At 34.9% G+C, this 20,144-nt stretch carries 19 protein-coding genes and 2 pseudogenes; 13 read left to right on the forward strand and 8 right to left on the reverse strand.

Translation table 11 applies throughout. The features are described 5' to 3' along the window. Positions 1-163: 163 nt before the first annotated feature. Positions 164-1,105, reverse strand: coding sequence for a helix-turn-helix transcriptional regulator (locus GJU32_RS06990; protein WP_155591212.1), 942 nt, complete (start codon positions 1,103-1,105; stop codon positions 164-166). A gap of 156 nt (positions 1,106-1,261) precedes the next feature. Between GJU32_RS06990 and GJU32_RS06995 the strand changes: the two genes are divergently transcribed. Together GJU32_RS06995 and GJU32_RS07000 are read left to right on the forward strand one after the other, a co-directional pair. Continuing rightward, positions 1,262-1,585 (forward strand): hypothetical protein, encoded by a 324-nt coding sequence (locus tag GJU32_RS06995; RefSeq protein WP_155591213.1) that lies wholly within the window; start codon positions 1,262-1,264, stop codon positions 1,583-1,585. 51 nt (positions 1,586-1,636) lie between these two features. After that, the gene (locus GJU32_RS07000) at positions 1,637-2,734 is read left to right on the forward strand and encodes a DNA alkylation repair protein (protein WP_155591214.1); all 1,098 of its coding nucleotides are present in this window, start codon (positions 1,637-1,639) and stop codon (positions 2,732-2,734) included. A gap of 189 nt (positions 2,735-2,923) precedes the next feature. On the opposite strand, the gene GJU32_RS07005 is transcribed toward GJU32_RS07000, so the two are convergent. Then, positions 2,924-3,556: a Crp/Fnr family transcriptional regulator gene (locus GJU32_RS07005; protein ID WP_155591215.1), complete on the reverse strand. Its 633-nt coding sequence runs from the start codon at positions 3,554-3,556 to the stop codon at positions 2,924-2,926. 93 nt (positions 3,557-3,649) lie between these two features. Between GJU32_RS07005 and GJU32_RS07010 the strand changes: the two genes are divergently transcribed. The 4 genes from GJU32_RS07010 to GJU32_RS07025 all read left to right on the forward strand — a co-directional run bounded on the left by GJU32_RS07010 (position 3,650) and on the right by GJU32_RS07025 (position 7,356). After that, positions 3,650-4,603, forward strand: coding sequence for a nucleoside hydrolase (locus GJU32_RS07010; protein ID WP_155591216.1), 954 nt, complete (start codon positions 3,650-3,652; stop codon positions 4,601-4,603). Positions 4,604-4,620: 17 nt separating this feature from the next. Beyond that, complete coding sequence (locus GJU32_RS07015) at positions 4,621-5,499, forward strand: ribokinase (protein WP_155591217.1); 879 nt, start codon at positions 4,621-4,623, stop codon at positions 5,497-5,499. Between the two features lie 232 nt (positions 5,500-5,731). Then, the gene (locus tag GJU32_RS07020) at positions 5,732-6,328 is read left to right on the forward strand and encodes an HD domain-containing protein (protein WP_274381809.1); all 597 of its coding nucleotides are present in this window, start codon (positions 5,732-5,734) and stop codon (positions 6,326-6,328) included. Positions 6,329-6,858: 530 nt separating this feature from the next. After that, a complete protein-coding gene (locus GJU32_RS07025) occupies positions 6,859-7,356 on the forward strand; it encodes a DinB family protein (RefSeq protein WP_155591218.1) in 498 nt (165 codons plus the stop codon). Between the two features lie 601 nt (positions 7,357-7,957). Here the strand turns inward: GJU32_RS07025 and GJU32_RS07030 are convergent. After that, the gene (locus GJU32_RS07030) at positions 7,958-8,371 is read right to left on the reverse strand and encodes a DUF3888 domain-containing protein (RefSeq protein ID WP_155591219.1); all 414 of its coding nucleotides are present in this window, start codon (positions 8,369-8,371) and stop codon (positions 7,958-7,960) included. Positions 8,372-8,591: 220 nt separating this feature from the next. On the opposite strand from GJU32_RS07030, the pseudogene GJU32_RS07035 reads away from it, so the two are divergent. Both GJU32_RS07035 and GJU32_RS07040 read left to right on the forward strand, forming a co-directional pair. Further along, positions 8,592-8,941 (forward strand): annotated as a pseudogene (locus GJU32_RS07035) (flavoprotein); the annotation flags it as partial. 64 nt (positions 8,942-9,005) lie between these two features. Then, positions 9,006-9,449: a GNAT family N-acetyltransferase gene (locus GJU32_RS07040; protein ID WP_155591220.1), complete on the forward strand. Its 444-nt coding sequence runs from the start codon at positions 9,006-9,008 to the stop codon at positions 9,447-9,449. A gap of 55 nt (positions 9,450-9,504) precedes the next feature. Here the strand turns inward: GJU32_RS07040 and GJU32_RS07045 are convergent, their stop codons facing one another. Genes GJU32_RS07045 through GJU32_RS07060 form a run of 4 tightly spaced genes read right to left on the reverse strand, consistent with a single transcriptional unit; the run spans position 9,505 to position 12,003 of the window. Continuing rightward, positions 9,505-10,125: a class I SAM-dependent methyltransferase gene (locus GJU32_RS07045; protein WP_155591221.1), complete on the reverse strand. Its 621-nt coding sequence runs from the start codon at positions 10,123-10,125 to the stop codon at positions 9,505-9,507. Positions 10,126-10,169: 44 nt separating this feature from the next. Next, a complete protein-coding gene (locus GJU32_RS07050) occupies positions 10,170-10,880 on the reverse strand; it encodes a cytochrome c biogenesis CcdA family protein (protein WP_155591222.1) in 711 nt (236 codons plus the stop codon). A 3-nt stretch (positions 10,881-10,883) separates the two neighbouring features. Further along, positions 10,884-11,327, reverse strand: a complete 444-nt coding sequence (locus tag GJU32_RS07055) for a disulfide oxidoreductase (RefSeq protein WP_155591223.1) — start codon at positions 11,325-11,327, stop codon at positions 10,884-10,886. Further along, entirely contained in the window at positions 11,320-12,003 is a 684-nt protein-coding gene (locus GJU32_RS07060; RefSeq protein ID WP_155591224.1) for a DsbA family protein, read from the reverse strand. Before GJU32_RS07060 ends, GJU32_RS07055 begins: the two co-directional genes overlap by 8 nt. 288 nt (positions 12,004-12,291) lie before the next feature. Here GJU32_RS07060 and GJU32_RS07065 point away from each other — a divergent pair, with 288 nt between their 5' ends. The 5 genes from GJU32_RS07065 to GJU32_RS07085 all read left to right on the forward strand — a co-directional run bounded on the left by GJU32_RS07065 (position 12,292) and on the right by GJU32_RS07085 (position 19,498). Beyond that, the gene (locus GJU32_RS07065; protein ID WP_155591225.1) at positions 12,292-12,612 is read left to right on the forward strand and encodes an ArsR/SmtB family transcription factor; all 321 of its coding nucleotides are present in this window, start codon (positions 12,292-12,294) and stop codon (positions 12,610-12,612) included. 10 nt (positions 12,613-12,622) lie between these two features. Then, the gene (locus tag GJU32_RS07070) at positions 12,623-15,235 is read left to right on the forward strand and encodes a heavy metal translocating P-type ATPase (RefSeq protein ID WP_155591226.1); all 2,613 of its coding nucleotides are present in this window, start codon (positions 12,623-12,625) and stop codon (positions 15,233-15,235) included. A 500-nt stretch (positions 15,236-15,735) separates the two neighbouring features. Beyond that, a complete protein-coding gene (locus tag GJU32_RS07075; protein WP_274381810.1) occupies positions 15,736-16,119 on the forward strand; it encodes a LysR substrate-binding domain-containing protein in 384 nt (127 codons plus the stop codon). 701 nt (positions 16,120-16,820) lie between these two features. Next, a complete protein-coding gene (gene deoC / locus GJU32_RS07080) occupies positions 16,821-17,486 on the forward strand; it encodes a deoxyribose-phosphate aldolase (protein WP_155591228.1) in 666 nt (221 codons plus the stop codon). A 554-nt stretch (positions 17,487-18,040) separates the two neighbouring features. After that, the gene (locus GJU32_RS07085) at positions 18,041-19,498 is read left to right on the forward strand and encodes an aldehyde dehydrogenase family protein (protein WP_155591229.1); all 1,458 of its coding nucleotides are present in this window, start codon (positions 18,041-18,043) and stop codon (positions 19,496-19,498) included. Between the two features lie 460 nt (positions 19,499-19,958). Here GJU32_RS07085 and GJU32_RS07090 read toward each other — a convergent pair. Beyond that, a pseudogene (locus tag GJU32_RS07090) lies at positions 19,959-20,096 on the reverse strand (hypothetical protein); the annotation flags it as partial. Between the last annotated feature and the right edge of the window lie 48 nt (positions 20,097-20,144).

Here is a 20,144-nt window from a genome sequence, read left to right on the forward strand (position 1 = left end):
CATCTTGTTCCACGTAGCATTAAAGCATATGTATTCCTAAAACCCCGTGAACCCTTAAAATAGGAGTAACCCATGCACTGATTTTTGTCGTCATGTCAAAATATAAAAAGATCCCTGTAGAGTGCTAAATTATGTAACTGAAAAACGATTCCTCAAGATATCTTCATTCGTATTGTTTGATTAGTTCCTGTAACTTGCTTTTTATTTGTTCCCGTACTACCTGAGGTTGTTTTACGTTGGCCTCTATGCCTAAGCCTAGGAAAAAATGGACGATCCATGGTGTAAACGAAGTGTTCATTTTTGTACGTATCGTACCAAAGCCATCCTCTCGCAGGTTAAGCCACTGGGATAACCAAACTTCTGATTGACATCGTCTTACTCCCTCTGGTGTTAAATCTACCTCAAGGTCTAACATAGTTTCCTCATTTGTTGGCATGATCCACGACCTTATGTGCTCATTCGCCATATTTAATTTCAAACTTTGGTCTGCGTCTAAAGAAAAATCCTTCACTCTATCTACACGAAACACTCGATAATCCTCTGCTAAAAAACAATAGGCCTGGCAGTACCATAACCCATTCATCGTATAAATTCCGAGAGGTTGAATTACTCTACTTTTGCTAGTAGAAGCTTCATACAGGATCGTGACGACATGTTGATCCAGTGCAGCTTCAAGTAGTTCCTTTAAAAATGGAACATGTAACTCATGTGGAGGCACCCAAAATATAAGGCGTTGTTGCATACTTTCAATCTTTTTCTTTAATTCACTCGACAAATAGTGGAAAAATTTATCTAATGCTGTATTCACTTCGTTTTTGAAGGGGAGTGCTTTGTAATTACGTAACGATTGGCAAGCAAAAAACAATGCGATTGCCTCATGTTCAGTAAAGCTGATTGGCGGTAACACTTTTTCACGTAAAACACGATAACCACCACTGGGTCCAGTTTCAGAATAAAGCGGTACACCAAGTTCACTCAGTTCCATTAAATCGCGAATCATTGTTCGGCGTGAAACACCGCATTCTTGTGCCATCTCCTGAATGGTAAATTTTTTACGTTCATTGACCTTCATCATGAGCTGAATAAGTCTTTGCGCTTTGTGCATAAAAAAGTTCCTCCTCTTCAAAAAATGAATTAATAGTGCCAATAGTTGTCACTATTATCCCGTATAGTAAAACTCGAAGTCAATATTTATGAAGCTTTGAAATCTATACGGGAATTACATTGACTTCCTTATTAAGAACATCGGAGGAGACGACAAATGGAACTAGAAAAACAAAACTATGTAATGGAAGTTGTATTATTTGAGCTAAAGCAGGGGACTGACAAGCATCGTTTCTGTCAAGCAGCTGCCGCACTTACCGAGGTATTAAAATTCGAAGTATCCGGATTCGAGGGGCGCACTTTGCTACATACAGCAGATGAAAGTCAATGGGCCGACATCATATATTGGTGCGACATGGAAAGAGCATCGACTGCAATGGAGCAACTCAAGTCTATACCAGCGTTTCAAAATTTTGTGTCGATGATCGATTCAAAGGAGATTACGCTAAGACATCTGATTCCGACTAATTTGAACTTGTAGATGTTTGTTAAGTGCCTATGGAATTACTAGCTAACAGAAGGGAAATAGAACATGGCTGATACATTTGCGGGTAAATACACACCGGATTTCTTCAACAAATTTACGCATATTGTAAAACTAGAATATCCTGCTTTCGATGCACATAAGTTTATGAGTTTAATCTACGACGATCACTGGGAAAAGGAACAATTCAAACAGCGTATCAGACATATTAGTGCTTCTTTACGAATGACCTTACCTACGTCCTATAGTGATGCATTATCTATTTTGACTCGCATTGCACCTAAATGTATTGGAGTGGAATACTTATTCTTTCCAGATTTTGTGGAAGTGAATGGATTAGATGATTGGCATGATTCCATTCATGCATTAGAGATATTTACACAATTCTCCAGTTCAGAGTTTGCTGTTCGGTCTTTCATATTAAAAGATCCAGAAAGGATGATGGATCAAATGCTGAAGTGGGCGAGCCATCCCAATCATCATATCAGACGGTTAGCCAGCGAGGGGTGCCGACCAAGATTACCTTGGGCGCCTATATTGCAAGCATTCAAATTGAATCCATCACCCATTTTACCGATCTTAAACCAGCTTAAACAGGATACTTCTGTGTATGTACAGAAAAGTGTGGCTAACAATTTGAATGATATTTCCAAAGACCATCCAGATTTAGTGAAAGATATCGCTCATAACTGGTATGGAGCGAACTCCATTACAAATTGGATTATTAAACATGGATGTCGTGGTTTACTAAGGAAGGGAGATGCAGCAGTACTTTTCTTGCTTGGTTTTGAAATCTCTCCAAATGTGTCAGTTACTGAATTATCGCTAGAAGAGGTTAGTTTGGAAATTGGGCAAACGCTTAATTTTTCATTTTTCGTTCAGACTAATTCCTCTGAATCGCAGAAGCTCCGTGTGGAATACGGGATTGATTTTGTCAAAGCCAATGGAACGACTTCTAGAAAATTATTTAAAGTGACGGAACGCATATTCGAAAAAGAAGGCCGCCGATATATAAAGAGTCATCATTTTAAAGATTTGACAACCCGTAAGCATTATCCAGGTAAACATAAGCTAGCCATCATAATAAATGGTAAAGAGCTAGCTACAACACAATTTTATGTCCGTAATACCGCAGAATTTTTTTAAGAAAAGTAAGAATCACACAAAAATGATAATAGGATATCGCGTAATACGTCATCTATTCTCTGTAATTAACCAAAACGGTCGTTAAGAAACCGTGTTTAATGGAGCAAAGCAGCCAATAAAAAAAGTCGGTTTCCTTATCGTACAGGAAATCGACTTTTTTAGGTTTACATTTGTTTGATAATTTTATCCTCATAAAAATTTTTCAAGGTATTTTTCTATTTCTTCAATTGAATTTATAGAGAATTTTTTATCTTTGTAACTTATAACGTCCTCATTTATGCACTGAGCTATTGAACGATTTAAGCTTCTAATTGGTGCACAGACCTCACTTGATAAATTTTGTTTTGTAAGGGTATCTAAATCACCGATTTTATAATGATTATGAATACTTAATAAGATACGATCTTTAACTGTTAGCAATGATAATTTTGCTGTAGTATCTGAACTTAAAGTTAATTTTAAGGCAAGTTGTTTTATTATGTAAAAATTAAAATTAAAATCGGTTTTCATCCATTCATAAACCTTTGTTTTATGGATGGCTATCGTTTCACAATTTTGTTTTGCAATTACACCGAGTGTTTTCATTTTTTCATTAAAAATTTCTATTTCCCCAAAACAACTATATGAATCATAAATATAAAGGGAAAGCATTGCTCCCTCATAACTTTGTCTATACACTTCTGCACTACCTGTAGTTAGAATATAAAGATAATTATTTTGTTCATGCGGGTGAAGAATAAGGCTACCTTTCTTGTGTCTTCTATAAATAAATTCTTTCTTAATATGCTTTGGTGCATCATTCACAATATCTTTAAAATCCATATGTTCACCTTCTTTTCGCTTTTGGTCATTTGACCTATTTTCATTATAGATTGAATTATATAATCAGGACAAATAAGGATTGGAGGTCTTGTTATGAGAAAATTAATTATTGATACAGATACCGGGAGTGATGACGCTGTAGCGTTAATTATGTCATTAAAATCAACTAATCTTAAAGTAGAAGCGATCACAACTGTTTGTGGCAATGTCCCAGTTGAATTAGCAACTAAAAATGCACTAATGACGATTGAAGTGGCTAATGGTCAAAAGCCACCTCTTTATGTTGGAGCAGGCAAACCACTTATGCGTGATTTAGTTACAGCTGTTAATGTTCATGGTGAAGACGGAATGGGAGATTGTCATTTAATAAATCCTACTCTTTTGCCAGAAACCAAGCATGCCGTAGATGCTATTCTTGAAATTATTGAAAATAACCCTGATGAAATCGAAATTGTAACCATTGGTCCTGTTACAAATATTGCCCTTGCCATTTTAAAAGCACCTGAGACCATGAAAAAGGTAAAGCATATTTACACAATGGGCACTTCAGGCTTTGGCCCTGGAAACACTACACCTGTTGCTGAATTTAATGTGTATGTAGATGCAGAGGCATATAGTATTATGCTCAACGCAGGTATACCGACTACCATCATTGGATTTGATGTATGTTTAGGTGAGGCAGCTTTAAATAAGGACGATATGGATGTATTACTATCAAGTGGTAAAGAAGAAGCTGTGTTCTCTGTTAAATGTAACCGCACCTTGCTTGAATATAATTTACAAAGAAGTAATGAACATATTGTTGATTTACCAGATGCCGTGGCAATGGGTGTTGTATTATGGGATGAAATTGTTCTTGAAGACAAGTTATGTTACTGCTATGTGTGCACGACAGAAGCTGCTGCCTATGGTCAAGTGATAGTAAACGACGGTAGTAAACTTGCCATTTCTGACGGATTTGCAGGTCACACTCCTAATGCAATAGTTTGTAAGACCATTGACAATCAGTTATTCAAGAAACGTCTATTAGAATTATTGGTAAGTTAACATTATGGGGTGTTTAGATGAAATTTTTAAATTTCGGATCATTAAATATCGATAAAGTTTATACAATTCCTCACATTGTTAAAGAAGGAGAAACGTTATCTTCGGTCAGTTATGATGAATATCCAGGTGGCAAAGGATTAAACCAATCCATAGCCCTTGCAAAATCTGGTGCTCAAGTGTTTCATGCAGGTAAAATTGGCAAAGATGGCCTGTTTCTAAAACAAGAATTAGCATTAGAAGGAATTAGTGTTGAGAGAATATATGATGACGGTTTGATAACAGGTCATGCCATTATTCAAGTGGCTCCAACAGGTGAGAACTGCATTTTCCTCTATGGTGGAGCGAATAAAGAAATAACGGTTGAACAAATTGATAACGTATTAGAGGACTTCAATGCCGATGATTTCCTAGTTCTACAAAACGAAATAAATTGTCTAGATTACCTAATCAATGCTGCTTTTAAAAAGGGTTTAACCATTGCGTTAAATCCTTCTCCAATAAGTGATTCTATTAAGAGCTTAGACTATTCAAAAATTAACTATCTGATACTGAATGAGATCGAAGGACGAGAAATGACTGGGGAAAAATCACCTAACAAAATACTCGATCACTTACTATCAAACTATAATAATTTAAAGGTTGTGCTGACTTTAGGTACAAATGGTGTCGTATATAGAGACAATGTACAAGAACACAAGCAAGAAATCTATAAAGTCAAAGTGAAAGACACGACGGCAGCAGGTGATACTTTCTTGGGTTATTTCCTTAGCATGATTTCCCAGAAACATGATATTAAATTTGCACTTATAGTTGCCTCAAAAGCTGCTTCACTTGCAGTATCTAGAAAAGGCTCCTCTTCTTCTATCCCGGTTTTGGCAGAGGTACTCGGTAAATAAGTTAGATATACATGATAGATAGGAAAGCTGCCGATTATTGAAGGTAATGACATCACTTTTCCCGCATGGTGATGATTCCACTCTTATGGGGAGTTACGGAAATAAGGTCATGCAGAGCCACTTGCAAGGGGAACGTAACACCAAATGTTTATCTTAATGTCCTCAGTAGTAGTAATCCATCTATTTGAGTCGGTTAGTTTCGTACTTATTTGCAAACAGTACATGGCTTAATTTGATATCGGCAAGTGTATTTGAAAGGAGTAGATTAAAAATTGAGATAAGAAAATACCTTGATTTTATTAAAGAAGTTGAAGGCTTGAAGTCAGTCACAAGGACGGCTTGGATGAAATCAGGTCGTCAAGAAAGTACAGCTGAACACTCATGGAGATTAGCACTTTTCGCAGCAATCGTAGCAAGGCAATTTCCAGAATTAGATCACGGGAAAGTACTATTTATGAGTTTAGTTCATGATCTTGGTGAACGTTATAGTGGAGACCAATCCGCCGTGTTACTGCCAGATAAGTTAGAGAAGACAAAAGAAGAAGAATTTGCAATTAAAAAGTTGGCAAGCTTTTTACCAGAAGAAATTGGTCATCATATAATTGATGTCTGTAAAGAGTACAATGAAGGAGTAACAAAGGAAGCTGTTTTGGTAAAAGCACTTGATAAAGCTGAAACCATTATACAGCATAATCAAGGGAAAAATCCTCCTGACTTCGACTATGAATTTAATCTCACCTATGGCTTAAAATATTTTGAACAGGAACCTTTCCTAATAAGTTTAAGAGCAGAACTGGATAGAGAGACAAGATACAAGTTAAATCAATAAAGAACGCATATTGTATTAAGAAAGTACCACTTATAGAGTAAGAAGAATTTTAACCTATCTACCTTTATTAAAAGAACAGGAGACTATTTTGCCCCTTTAGATATGCTGTATCTGAAGGGGTTTTCTGTGGTAAAAGTTATAAGATTATACAGCAAACGGGCAAGATTGTGGAGGAAAGTGAACAATACCAATTGTAGTTTATATAGACTGCAATAAAGATTGTAAAGGTTAAAACTTAATCGATTGAGTAGGTTATTTAAAAAAGGGTTTTTTATAATTTTGTGGAATTCATTAATGGTAGTAAGTTTTATTATGAGGGCTTACTTTAGAAAGATAGTGAAAAAGAGAGTTGATGTATTTCTGACATTCATGAAAATATAGGTGCAAGACAAGCCGTGCTATTAGCTATTAAAATTCGCGGTATTTAGGAAATCTATCATTAATGTACCCTATAAGTAGACACTTAAGTCAGATTTTTTCTTGTCTTGTAACTTTGAAAGATTACACTAAACAGTAAGGAGATTAGTTGTATGCAAGATGTAACCAAAATCTTTTTAGAACAACTCGACATGCATTGCCATAAGAATGATTGGTTTGCATCCATGGATCAGGCGCTTCATGAAGTCAACGCAGCTGAGGCAGCATGGACAAGTTCGGGAATCAGTAATTCGATTTGGCAAATTGTCAACCATTTGATATTTTGGAATGAAGACGTAATCCATCGAATTAAGGGCACGGAAAATCCGCATAAGGCAGAAGACAATGAAGAAACCTTTGGAAATCCGGGGGATCCAGAAGACGAAATTGAGTGGGCTCAGACAGTGCAGCGCCTCAATGAAGTCATGAATAAATTAAAAATGGTCATTGCGGACCTTGACGATGAAAAGTTAAAAGCCCCGTATGCAGCCAACAGGTCCTCTATTGAGTGTTTACTCAGCAATATCATGATGCACGATACGTATCACATCGGTCAAATTGTTCTGTTGCGAAAGTTGCAATCCTCTTGGGGTGGCGTTGATTGGTCATAAAGCACCAAAATTCAGCGACCTTCCTCGCAAAGCTGTAGAAGCAGTATTGACTGTGTGAAGCCCTATTCATTCTCTCAGGTGAAGCGGGTGATTTTATGGCTAAACGGGTGAGTAAGTCAAATAAATTAGAACGTATTGCAGAGCGATCTTTCGTATATTTCATTGTTCAACAGTCGGACTTTTTCTTGAGTAAGAAGAAGACTTTTTGCTTGTACAAACACATTTAGGGATTGACTTTAATGAGGTGTAAAAAAAGATTATGAAGTCCTGTACTTAAAGTATAGGGGGGCTTTACTTTAAAAAGCAAAAGGCAATAATCTGCAAGGTTATATTGGAAAGGGATTCTTGCCGTTAAAAGAATGGTTACTTGGAATAAAATTGTTTGTCAACTAACGGGTGTATTAAATTAGAGCAGGCGCTTCTTGTGCTAATGGTGTAGGTTAGTTGAAGAGCTGTTCATTTAGCAGCTACAAGTAACTCAAGCAAATGATGACTTACTCGGAAACAAATAAAGTAATAAAAGTATTAGACATCAGGGTTTCAACCTTGATGCCTTTTTAGATTGTTTTATTTTATCGTGGAATTATTCCAAAGCCACAAATTATTCTGGTGGATATTTATACGTCTTTAGATGAGTATGGTTTATCAATTTCACCTCAGGTCCAGCAGATATTTCATAAGTCATTCGATCCTTCCCTACTGGAATATGATGACCGCCATCTGTTGGTTCAATTTCAAATGTAATTTGCATATTAAAGCCTCGAAAATGATTTCTTTTTGTTTCAATCAACTCAATTTTCCACGGAGTAACAAAGGGTGAAACATCCTTTAAAATATTCGGATTATAATAGCTTCTCAAATCCTTTTCAATATAAGGAGTAAGCATTAGCATGAGCATATCCTGTAATCTAAGCTCACTAGAGTCCTGAGCGTGTTCAGATAATGAAACAGTTCTTGTTTGAAAAGATGTAACTAGAGCAAGAGAGAGTATAAAAACGAGTAATATCCTTTTCATTTACCTAAATACACCTCTTTAAGGTCTTTACATAATTAATTGTATTATTTCCTTTATAAGATAAAGTATGTACTTATTGAAATAACGGAGGGCTTTAGTTAAACAAGAAATATGCTTATAATTTCAACAATCGAGCGCCATTCTGCAAAAAGAATTGTGCTTGTTCTTTCGGGTAAGTCCATTTAACTGAATAAAATATAATAATTAAATTGGCCGTGGAGGTTGTGAAGAAAAGGATGCATTGGCAGCACGTGGCGCTCTGGGTGTTCGAATTCACGAATTAGTAGATACAGGTAAGGTTGAAGTAATAACACCTTTCTATATTTCACAGGTGAAGAAAGATGAGAACATCCATATTGTTGGTACTATAAATGGCGAACAAAAAGTATTAACAGGATTTGAAGAACTTATTGTCAATTCAGGAAATAGGCCCGACCTTACGAACAAGTTCGTTCCATAACAGCTTATTTATCAGATGATGAAGAAGCCTCAAAACGTGTGGAATTGGAGTTACCTGAAACAGGAGTATGCGGTATAAATCTTGCCAATCCATCAAATTCATGTTGTTAGAAATTAAAAATTTGACTGTTAGCGAAAGCTAACAGTTCTTTTAAAATATAAAGGGGGAAATGGGATGGACAACCTTATTGTTCGTAAAATGGAAACGAGTGATTTAAACGAGGTATTAAAGATTTATAAAGAGGGAATCGGAACAGGGATGGCAACCTTGCGCGTTGTAGCAAAAGAACACAATAGAGTAGTTGGTTGGATCGGCATTTCCCCCGTCTCTACACGCACCGTTTATTCTGGAGTGGGAGAAGTTAGTGTTTATATATCAAATGATAGTAAAGGAAAAGGTATTGCCTCAAAGCTATTTAAAATACTAATTGAAGAGAGTGAAAAGGCAAGTTTTTGGACACTCCAATCATCTATCTTTGCCATCAATACATCAAGTATTCAATTACATAAAAAGATGGGATTTAGAGTTGTTGGTACGAGAGAAAAAATCGCTCAGTTACAGGGGCAATGGCATGATACCGTTATTATGGAAAAAAGGAGTGCAAATCAAAAAAAGTAAATAGGCATTGTGCTGTTGAAGCATCCATGCCTATTTTTGTTTACCATCTGGGTATTTAATTGAGTTTAATCACTTCAATATATCTATACATTCCACTTAACATAACTGGGTCATCTTTTATAATTTTGAGCCTTTGTTCATTTTGTTTAAACAAATCCTCAAAACTTCGACCAATATCGGTTCCTAACATGCTTATAAACGGCCTTAATAGTTTTTTTGTTAATGTTATTTTTTGATTTTTAGGAGCAAATTTATCAAAGATGAGAACTCTTCCATCCTTTTTTAAAACTCTTATCATTTCTCCAAAACATTTATTGTCATCAGGAACGACCGAGAGAATTAAATTCGCTACAATATAGTCAAAAGATTCATCTTCAAAAGCCATTTTTTGAGCATCCATTTCTAAAAATTTGATAGTAGAGTGCTTGAATTTATTTATAGCCTTATTTAGCATATCAGGTGAATAATCAATGGCAGTTATATCGTAATCAACGTAATCAATTAATTCTAAATCAGCGCCAGTACCAATACCTACATATAAGATTTTTTGTTTACTCTGAAAAGGTGCTTCTTGAAAAATCCTTTTTCTGGCCCTTAAAAAAATACCTGTATTAAAAAATTTATCGTAGAAGGAAGAGCCAATTTTGTAAATAATCTTGTTCCACGTATTATTCAATATGTCCTCCAACCTTTCAACAGAACATTAAAGCATATGAACCCCTAAAATCCTGTGAACCCTCCGAAAATAGGCGTAACCCATGCAATAATTTTTGTCATCATGTCAAAGTATAATAAAATCCCCATTAAAATCATGATCCAACCGCCAATAATCATAAATTGATGACTTCTTTTTTGGAAAAAACGTAATTTGCCAATAAATAGGGACATCATAAGAAATGGGATTGAAAAACCAAGTACATAAATGAGCATATATAATAAGCCTTTATCGGGGTTTGTTAGCCCTAAAGCCATTACACCAGCTAAGATTGGACCTGTACAAGGTGTCCAGCCGGCAGCGAAACCTATTCCTATTAATATCGAACCTATATAGCCACTAGGCCTATTTTTAAACTGATATTTCTTTTCAGAGAGTAGAAAATTTAATTTAAGGATACCTACGCTTAGTAGACCAAAGAAAACCATAATGATGGCACCGATTTGTCTTAATAAATCTTTATATTGTATAAAGAATGTCCCTATAAACGAAGTAGAGAGACCAAGTGCTATAAAAATGATGGAAAAACCAAGTAAAAATAATAATGTATTTTTTATGGCATGGCGGCTTAACATCCCTTTGTTTTCTTTTAATTCATTTAAAGATACACCCGTTATATACGAAAGAAACACTGGATATAAAGGTAATGAGCAAGGAGATAAGAAGGATAATAATCCTGCTCCGAAGACTAGTAATAAATTAATCTCGTTTTGCAAAGATTACGCCACCTTTCGTTTGGCTCTTGATATAGCTATCATACTAATTGATATGAGTGTAAAGGCTGTTAATGCTAGGAAGGGAATTGTTACAAACCCAAACCAATTAATATATTGGATATTACAAGGTACACCACTTACACAAGGTTTAAATCCACCAAATCCAGGGATTTTCTGTTCAAGATAGTGAATAAGAGATATACAGCCTCCCATAATGGAAAGAGGTAAAACAAATTTTCTCACTGTTACATCACGTTGAAACATCGCAATTCCTAGAATAAAAACAAGTGGATACATGAAAATTCTTTGATACCAACACTTTTCACAAGGGATAAATTCTCGAATTTCACTAAAATATAAGCTGCCAAAAGTAGCAACTAATGAGACTAGCCAAGCAAAGTAAAGTAGATAAATGTCTTTGGAAGTTCCCTTCATCACTTTATTCATTTGCAGCACTCAATTCTTCTTTTATTATTTTTTGAATTTCTTCATAATCAAATGGATCACTAATTTTTTTATCACCAATGATAATTGTTGGTGTTACACCGACTCCGTGCTTTTTATATAAAGCAGTATCTGTTTCCACTTGTGGCATTGTCAGTTCTTGTTCCAAGTCTTGTGTTAATTTTTCAGGGGATATGGATGGAATAGTGCTTGTAAGTTCTAATAACTTTTCTGTTGTTACCCATAATTCATCATGTTTTGCTGTTTCTGGTTGAGAGGAGAAGAGCGTCTTATGGAACTCCCAATATGCACTTGGGTCTTGTTGATAAACAGATTCTGCAGCCAAAGCCGCTAAGATAGATTCTTGACCATGGAATGGAACATTAACATAGGCAAAATTCACTTCTCCACTATCAATATAATCTTCTACTAGTCTAGGAAATACTGTATCTCCCCAAGCTTTACACGCAGGACATTTGAAATCACCGAACTCAACGATTGTAACAGGAGCAGTTGATTCCCCGAATAGAGGTTGATCTTCTATGGAAGGTGGTCCTGTAGGGGCTTTCTCCGTAACTGGTTCATCCTTTTGATTTAATACAACGATTAAAGCAACGAATACAAAGATAAGTAGCGTGAGGATAACAGCGAGTTTAGCGCCAATATTTTTCTTTTTCATTATTAATAACCTCGTTTTTTAGATTTTCTCAAATTTAATGGTATGTTTCTGTAGTCACTTTATCATTCATATGATCTTGAATCTGCAATTGATGTATGCGCTTCCACATAACATCTTAATGCATTAATAAGAGTATTTTTATCATACTGACCTCCAATAAATTCATTTTTAAAGATTTTGACAGACATATTAGATAGTGCTAATATGATTGACACACATATTAGTAATATCGAATATGATAATAACAAAACATATTAGCAAAGTCTAATGTGAATTGGAGGAGATTTTGTGACAGACAATTCTTTTGATTTAAAAATTAAATTAATTCATGGATTTTCCAATAAGGTAAGACTTCAAATTTTAGAGTGTATTAAAGAGAAGGAAAAGACAGTATCTCAGATTGTTGATGAATTAAAGGGCAATCAGTCAAACATCTCACAACACTTAGCCTGTTTAAAAGGTTGTGGTATTATTGTTGGCCGTAATGAAGGTAAGTATTGCTACTATAGTTTGAGAAATGAGCGTATTCGCGATCTTCTTGAAATGTTTGATACTGTTTTAGAAGATGTTCACTCTGATGTTTCATGCTGTGCAAATCATATAGACTAGAGGGATTGAGATGGCAGATAAATGTTGTAGTTCAAATAGTCATGATGATAAAGATGAACAGGTAAGTAAGAGCTGTTGTGATTCAAATCATGATAATGATAAAGGGGAGCAGGCAAGTAAGAGCTGCTGTGATTCAACAAATCATAATGCCGATGATGAGCAACTAGGTAAGGGTTGTTGTTCTTCAACGACAATATCAAAAACTGCTAATAACAGTAACAGCACATGTTGTAGTGGGGGATCAAAACAGACATTTATCCCACTCGAAGATATTTCAGCAAATCATATCAACTCAAATAAAAAAGAACCTGTTAAATTTCAAATGTCGTATCGGATTTTCGGAATGGATTGTGCAGCGTGTGCAAAAACCATAGAAAAAGGGTTAGTTACTCTCCCTGAAATTAGTACAGTTCAAGTAAATTTCAGTACTGCAAAAATGCAGGTAAGTGCTGATTCTTCACAAGCATTATTGCCTATTGAACGAACTGTAAAAAAATTAGGATTTACTGCAGAACCCATCCAACAAAATAATCATCTAAAAACGTATGATGTTGTTGGCATGGATTGCAGTAGTTGTGCGAAAAGTATTGAAAAACACTTAATGAGTTTACCAACGGTTTCAACAGCTATCGTCAATTTTTCTATAGGAAAAATGAAGGTTGAACACGTAGGCACTTCAGATGAAATCATTTCAGAAGTCTCAAAGATTGGTTTCCAAGCTTCTCTTGTAGAAAATAGGATGTCATCGAAATCGAAACAAAAGCAATCGAAAACTGAAAACAAGATCATCATCTTTTCAGGAATTTTAATAGCATTAGGATTCATCGGATCCTATATGGCTCTCCCAGAATGGCTAAGTAATCTTTTTTATGGAATAGCTATGGTCGTTAGTGGATATAAGCCTGTCCGAAGTGCATTTTATGCAATTAAGAGCAGATCTCTAGATATGAATGTTTTGATGTCAGGTGCAGCTATAGGGGCTGTATTAATTGGGGAATGGCTTGAAGGAGCAACGGTTGTTTGGTTGTTTGCTATAGGAAATTACCTACAAACCAAATCAATCGAACGCACGAGAGATTCAATTTCAAATTTAATGGACTTAGCTCCACCAGAAGCTTGGGTTAAAGTAGGTACATCTATTGAAAAGAAACCTGTTGAGGAAATTGTACTTGGTCAAATTATCGTAATTAAACCAGGAGAAAAAATCCCATTAGATGGTGAAATTCTGGTAGGCGAATCAAGTATTAATCAAGCCCCAATAACGGGTGAATCTATACCAGTAGATAAGCAAATTGGTGATATTGTTTATGCAGGTACTATTAATGAACATGGTACATTGGAAGTAAAAGTAACAAAACTAGTTGCAGATACTACTATCGCTAAAATTATTCATCTAGTAGAAGAAGCACAAGAAAAAAAAGCACCGACAGAAGCATTTGTTGATAAATTTGCAAGCATCTATACACCTATAGTATTTATCTCTGCATTAGCATTGATTATTATTCCACCTTTATTTGGCTTTGGAACAGCTGGCGAGTGGTTTTATAAAGGTCTTGAACTTTTAGTAGTCGCTTGCCCTTGCGCATTAGTTATATCTACACCAGTAGCCATAGTCTCAGCTATCGGGAATGCGGCGAAAAATGGCGTTCTCATCAAAGGCGGCACATTCCTTGAGATTGCTGGGAAGATTGATGCCGTTGCATTTGATAAAACAGGAACATTAACAGAAGGAAAACCGACAGTATCGGATGTTCAAGTGGAAGAGATTTCTGAAGTGGAATTATTATCTATAGCACTAACATTAGAGGAATATTCCACTCATCCTATTGCTAAAGCCATTACAAATTACGTAGTGGAGCACAATATTGAGAAAAAAATAGGTACTGATTTCAAAAATATTGTAGGAAAGGGCGTTCAAGCAAAAATTGGAGAGTCGATTTACTATGCTGGAAATGTGAAGTTGTTTGAGGAGCTAGGTGTTCCTTTAACTATGCTGAATGAAAAAATCAATGAAATTCAAAATAACGGCAAAACAGTTGTCTTAATCGGTACTGAAAAACAGATGTTAGGCTTAATTTCAGTATCAGATAAGATTCGATCTTCCACTGTTTCAACCTTAAATTTATTGAAGCAAAACAATGTTAATCAAACTGTAATGTTAACTGGCGATAATGATGGTGCTGCTAAGATGATCGCTTCTGAAGCAAATGTTGGACGTTACTTTGCAAATCTATTACCGGAAGATAAAGTGAAGGCCATTCAGAAGCTTCAAAATGAAGGCTACACAGTTGCAATGGTAGGAGACGGTATAAATGATGCCCCGGCTCTTGCAACAGCAAATTTAGGCATCGCAATGGGTGGTGCGGGTACTGATACAGCCATGGAAACGGCAGATATTGTATTAATGGCTGATAACCTTGATAAACTACCACATACGATCAAACTAAGTAAAAAAGCTTTAATGATTATTAAACAAAATATTATCTTTTCAATTATTATTAAGGTTATTGCGCTAGTGATGATTTTCCCTGGATGGCTTACGCTATGGCTAGCAGTTTTAAGTGATACAGGGGCTGCTTTAATTGTTATTCTAAACTCGCTTCGTTTACTTAGAACAAAGTAAAATGAGATTATAACAGACCAAAAATTATATATGATAAAATAAAAAAATCTGTTATTTATGGATTATACGATAAGATTTTAATTAGATTAGAAAAATTTCTTTACAGAACAAAATTGTTTCGAAAAACTGTGTCGAGTTCTACAATCTTAATGATATTAAAGACACCAAAGTTTAAATTATTACTATAACATGGGTCTAAAAGATCTTGCCCATATGCAAAAGACATTATGGGAATTGTGTAAAAGGATATTAAAGTGAGGATTAAAGATTAGCTTAATAGAGGGATTTTAACAAAGAAGTCCTAACTTTTATGTACTAAAATTTGGACAATAAAGTTAGGACTTTCTTTACTATAAGTCATGAAGGTAAAAATTGTTTCTCTATTTTTATGAAAAATATATTTAAAACAAATTTATGAACATTCATTTTTGCTATTATTTACATCTTCAGTTGTAATTTTTAATTGTTTATAGCAAAGTTAAAATATCCCGTTCTGGTTTATTGTCCACCCATCACATTCTTTAGCAAATCAAACTGTTTCCATTTACGAATTATCGAACGAAGACTTTATTTATAGGGAACGTGGTAGCTCGACACTCGATTTATTGGAGGCGATATTTTACACTTTTAATGCGCCATTACCCAAATCAGGACTTCAAATGCAGGGATTACATGAATCGATCAAAGTAGTGGAAGCAGGGTACGGTATGACTTTAGCACCCTCAAATAGTGTGATAGAAAGTATATCAAAAGGGAAACTGGCTCGTGTGTTTATTGAGCATGCAGATATTCAGCAAAGTTTATTTATATGCACTCGCAAATCAGATATAGTAGAGCATCCATTTATTCAGTATTTAAAAGCTCATTTAGGCCGTTTAAATTAATCAATTAAATAAAAAAAACAAAAATCGAGAACAAGCATTAGACATGCTTATTTCTCGATTTTTAATTTATTTTTCACTTGTTGTATACGGCGTTCTATAATTTTAAAATTTTGCAGTCATCAGATTCAACACGTTTATTTTTTTGACTACGTTATTAGAAAAAAGAGGGGGCGTACTTTTATATTCAATTGAATTCCATTGGATACTCTTTCTAATTCATTTCAGTTTACTATTTGAATAGAATTCTTATTCTCTCACAATAATTTTCTTTTCAGCAAGAGAATCAATAACTCGATTAAGGTGTTCATATTTTGTTTCAAGTAAATCTGCTATTTCTTTAGTTTTAGTTCAATTCCAAAGCTGTCATCGGATTATTTAGATATGGTGGACATAAGGTGACTTGCAAACTTGTTTTCTACAGATGCTAATAAGTTTACATGTGAAGCTGTTGTACAAACTTTTCTGCATGAAAGCTAAGCATATAGTTAGCGTTATTTTAATGATATTGATTTTTTTATGAAAAGTGGATGTGTTAAAAAGTGTTGAAATGGATGGTTATAAAATTTTAAAATCGATTATTATAAAAGAGTGTTTTCAAACGTCAGAATACATTAGTAGAAAAGTGATAGTAATTGTCTTACATGAAGTCCCCAACAGAAATGTCATATTAATTTAGATCAAAATTTAAAGGAGAGAAACCAATGGAATTCTATAAATTGATTGATCATACTTTGCTTTCACCAGTTACGAAGGAAAATGAAATTATAAAATTATGTAATGAGGCAAGGCAGTATGGATTTGCATCTGTGTGTGTAAACCCAATATGGGTAAGTCTCTCTGCAAAGCAATTACAAGACACAGGAGTTAATGTTTGTACGGTTATAGGTTTTCCATTAGGTGCTAATACACCTGAAACAAAAGCATTTGAAACAAAAAATGCGATTGAAAATGGCGCATCGGAGGTTGATGTAGTAATTAATATCGGTGCTCTAAAAGATAAAAATGATTTTCTAGTAGAGCAGGACATTCGCAGTGTAGTAGAAGCAGCCAAGGGAAATGCTTTAGTAAAAGTAATCATCGAGGCAAGTCTTTTAACTGACGATGAAAAGGTTCGTGCATGTGCGTTATCAGTCAAAGCTGGAGCAGATTATGTGAAAACTTCAACAGGCTTTTCTTTACATGGGGCAACCGTTGAAGACGTAGCCTTAATGAGAAAAACTGTGGGCCAAGCAGTTGGAGTGAAAGCATCTGGAGGAGTTCGTAATGTAGCCGATATCAAAGCTATGATAGAAGCAGGGGCATCCAGAATTGGTACTAGCTCCGCAGTTAAAATCATTAATAACAATGACAATGCAACATCTTATTAGCACTGCTTTATTTTCGGGAAAGTAGTTTATGTTTTTCTTCTTTTTTGGTGCTGGTAACTAATTTATATTTAATACAAAGCCGGTTTCTCCGTGAAGAAATCGGCTTTTTATGCAGAAGAAAGGTGTATTGCTTCAACTTGATGACTACTTGAAGTTCGAAGTATCAGTATCTCCATTTATATTCGAAGCGATAACGGTGAGCAAAAAATCCTCCAGTGGATGGTTAAAAAATTTAATAAGTGGACCGCTAATTTTTATAAAAGATGCTATATCATTTTAGATAAATAACTAATTTTTATAACTTTACTTTGAGAAGTTGGGATTGTAGTTGAGTGAGGGAGTTTACTCACAGCGGGTGGATGATTATGGACTTTCTAGTAATCGAGATAACTACTGGTAATTTCTCAACTTTCTCGAAAAAAAGAAGTAAATTTGTTGTTGAACTAATAAAGGGACAATGTCAATTGAATAATCCAATACAATTCGTAATTGTATTATTTGTAAATTCGCTTTGACCTTTACTATTGTAATATCTATATTTGGAGGAATTTTCTATGAATCAATATTTTTTATTAAATAAGAGTTATATGAATGGTAAATGGGTTGAAGGAGAAACTCGTCGCATTTATCATGATCTAAACCCATTTGATGATACAGTAGTAGCCAATATTTCAATTGCTTCAAAAGCACAATTAGATGCTGCATTTGAAGCAGCAAGTGAAGCACAAAAAAAGTGGGCACAAAATGCTGAACTTCGAAAATCCGTTATTGAAAAAGTAATCGCTTACTTTAAAGAGCACCAACAAGAAATTGTGGATGTTTTAGTTTTAGAAACGGGTAGTAGCGTACTCAAAGGAAATGTAGAAGTTAGCTTTGTTATTGCAGATTTAGAAGAATCATTAAAAATAGTTAACGAAGTTGGTACAGTGAAGATTGTTGAGTCCGCAATACCTGATAAAGTGAATAAGGTTTATCGCTTACCTCTGGGCGTCATTGCATCCATTTCGCCTTTCAATTTCCCTCTTTATTTATCTATGCGTACGATTGCGCCAGCATTAGCTTTAGGAAATACTGTTGTGCATAAAGCAGATCTTCAAACTGGTATCTCAGGCGGCTCTGTTATTGCAAAAGCATTTGAAGAAGCCGGTGTTCCATCAGGTGTGTTCAATTCTATACTTACTGATATACCTGAAGTCGGAGATACAATGATTACTAATCCACATTCAAAACTAATTAGCTTCACAGGTTCTACTGGAGTTGGTAAACATATAGGAAAAATTGCTGGTGAATTGTTAAAACGTACAGCATTAGAATTGGGTGGCAATAACCCATTTGTTGTATTGAAAAATGCAGACATTGATCAGGCAGTGAATGCAGCAATCATGGGTAAATACCTACATCAAGGACAAATTTGTATGAGTATTAACCGTATTATTGTCCATGAAAATCTGTATGAAGAGTTTGCCATTAAATTTGTAGAACGTGCAAAACAATTACCATATGGTAATCCACAAGTTCCATCCACAGTCATTGGTCCACTTATTAACCACGCACAAATTGAGAAAGTATTAGGCTTTATTGAAGAAGCAAAAAAAGATGGTGTGGAAGTGTTATTAGACGGCAAACGTGAAGGCAATATTTTGACACCATTTATCTTTGGTAATGTCGATAATGAAAGTAATTTAGCAAGAAGAGAATTCTTTTCACCAGTTGTGTCACTCATTAAAGCTTCTACTGATGAAGAAGCGATCCAAATTGCCAATGATACAGAATATGGTCTAAGTTCTGCTGTTTTTACAAATGATTTAACACTTGGTGAAGATGTAGCAGTACAAATTGAAGCTGGTATGACTCATGTAAATGATCAAACGGTTAATTGCTTATCTAATATTCCATTTGGTGGTATGAAGGGCAGTGGGATTGGCCGTTTTGGTAATCCGTGGATTGTCGATGAATTTACACAGGCAAAATGGGTATCGGTTCAAGTGAAACCAATAAACTATCCATTCTAAGAGATTGCTAAGCGATTGATTACGTTTTTTTAATGTTAACCTAATAAAGGTTGCCCTAAAAACAGAAACTTGGAACACTTTTTGGTGATTATTAATCTTCGAAAAGCTTTGAAATAAAGTTGCGACGAAATCCCCCGTTAGCTCATAGTAGTCTAAAGGGGGTTTTCCAAAATAGCATTATTGGAATATTTATTTGAACAAAGTTTTTGAATGCAGATGTACCATTTTCGATACACTATGATGAGAGTTTGGCTCTTCTCCTTGTAGTTAATCTGCTCACATTCAAATAAGAGCATGTTTTGATCAATCTTTTTCAAAACATGCTCTTTTGATTTGTTCTCCTATCAAGGTTAATATCATTAATTTAAACAAACCTCGGGGATTAGGGTTTAAAGTTCGTTCTCTTTTTATTGAGTACATTCCGGTTTGAATTGTAATTATTCAGCACAAGATACGCCATTTAAATCCTATGATTTCCAGTTTTTCTACGGAAACGATATTGCGAAATTTCATCTTTCGTAGGCTTTCGGTTCGTATTACGTAATACTTTTATCGAATTAATAAGACCCACATCATCGATTGGAAAAGCTGTCTGGAAGAGTTTGAACGTATAGTACATTTCAAAATGAAACCAGAAAAACACATA

Origin of the sequence: Lysinibacillus cavernae (assembly GCF_009724685.1) — a bacterium.
Taxonomy (GTDB): Bacteria; Bacillota; Bacilli; order Bacillales_A; family Planococcaceae; genus Lysinibacillus; species Lysinibacillus cavernae.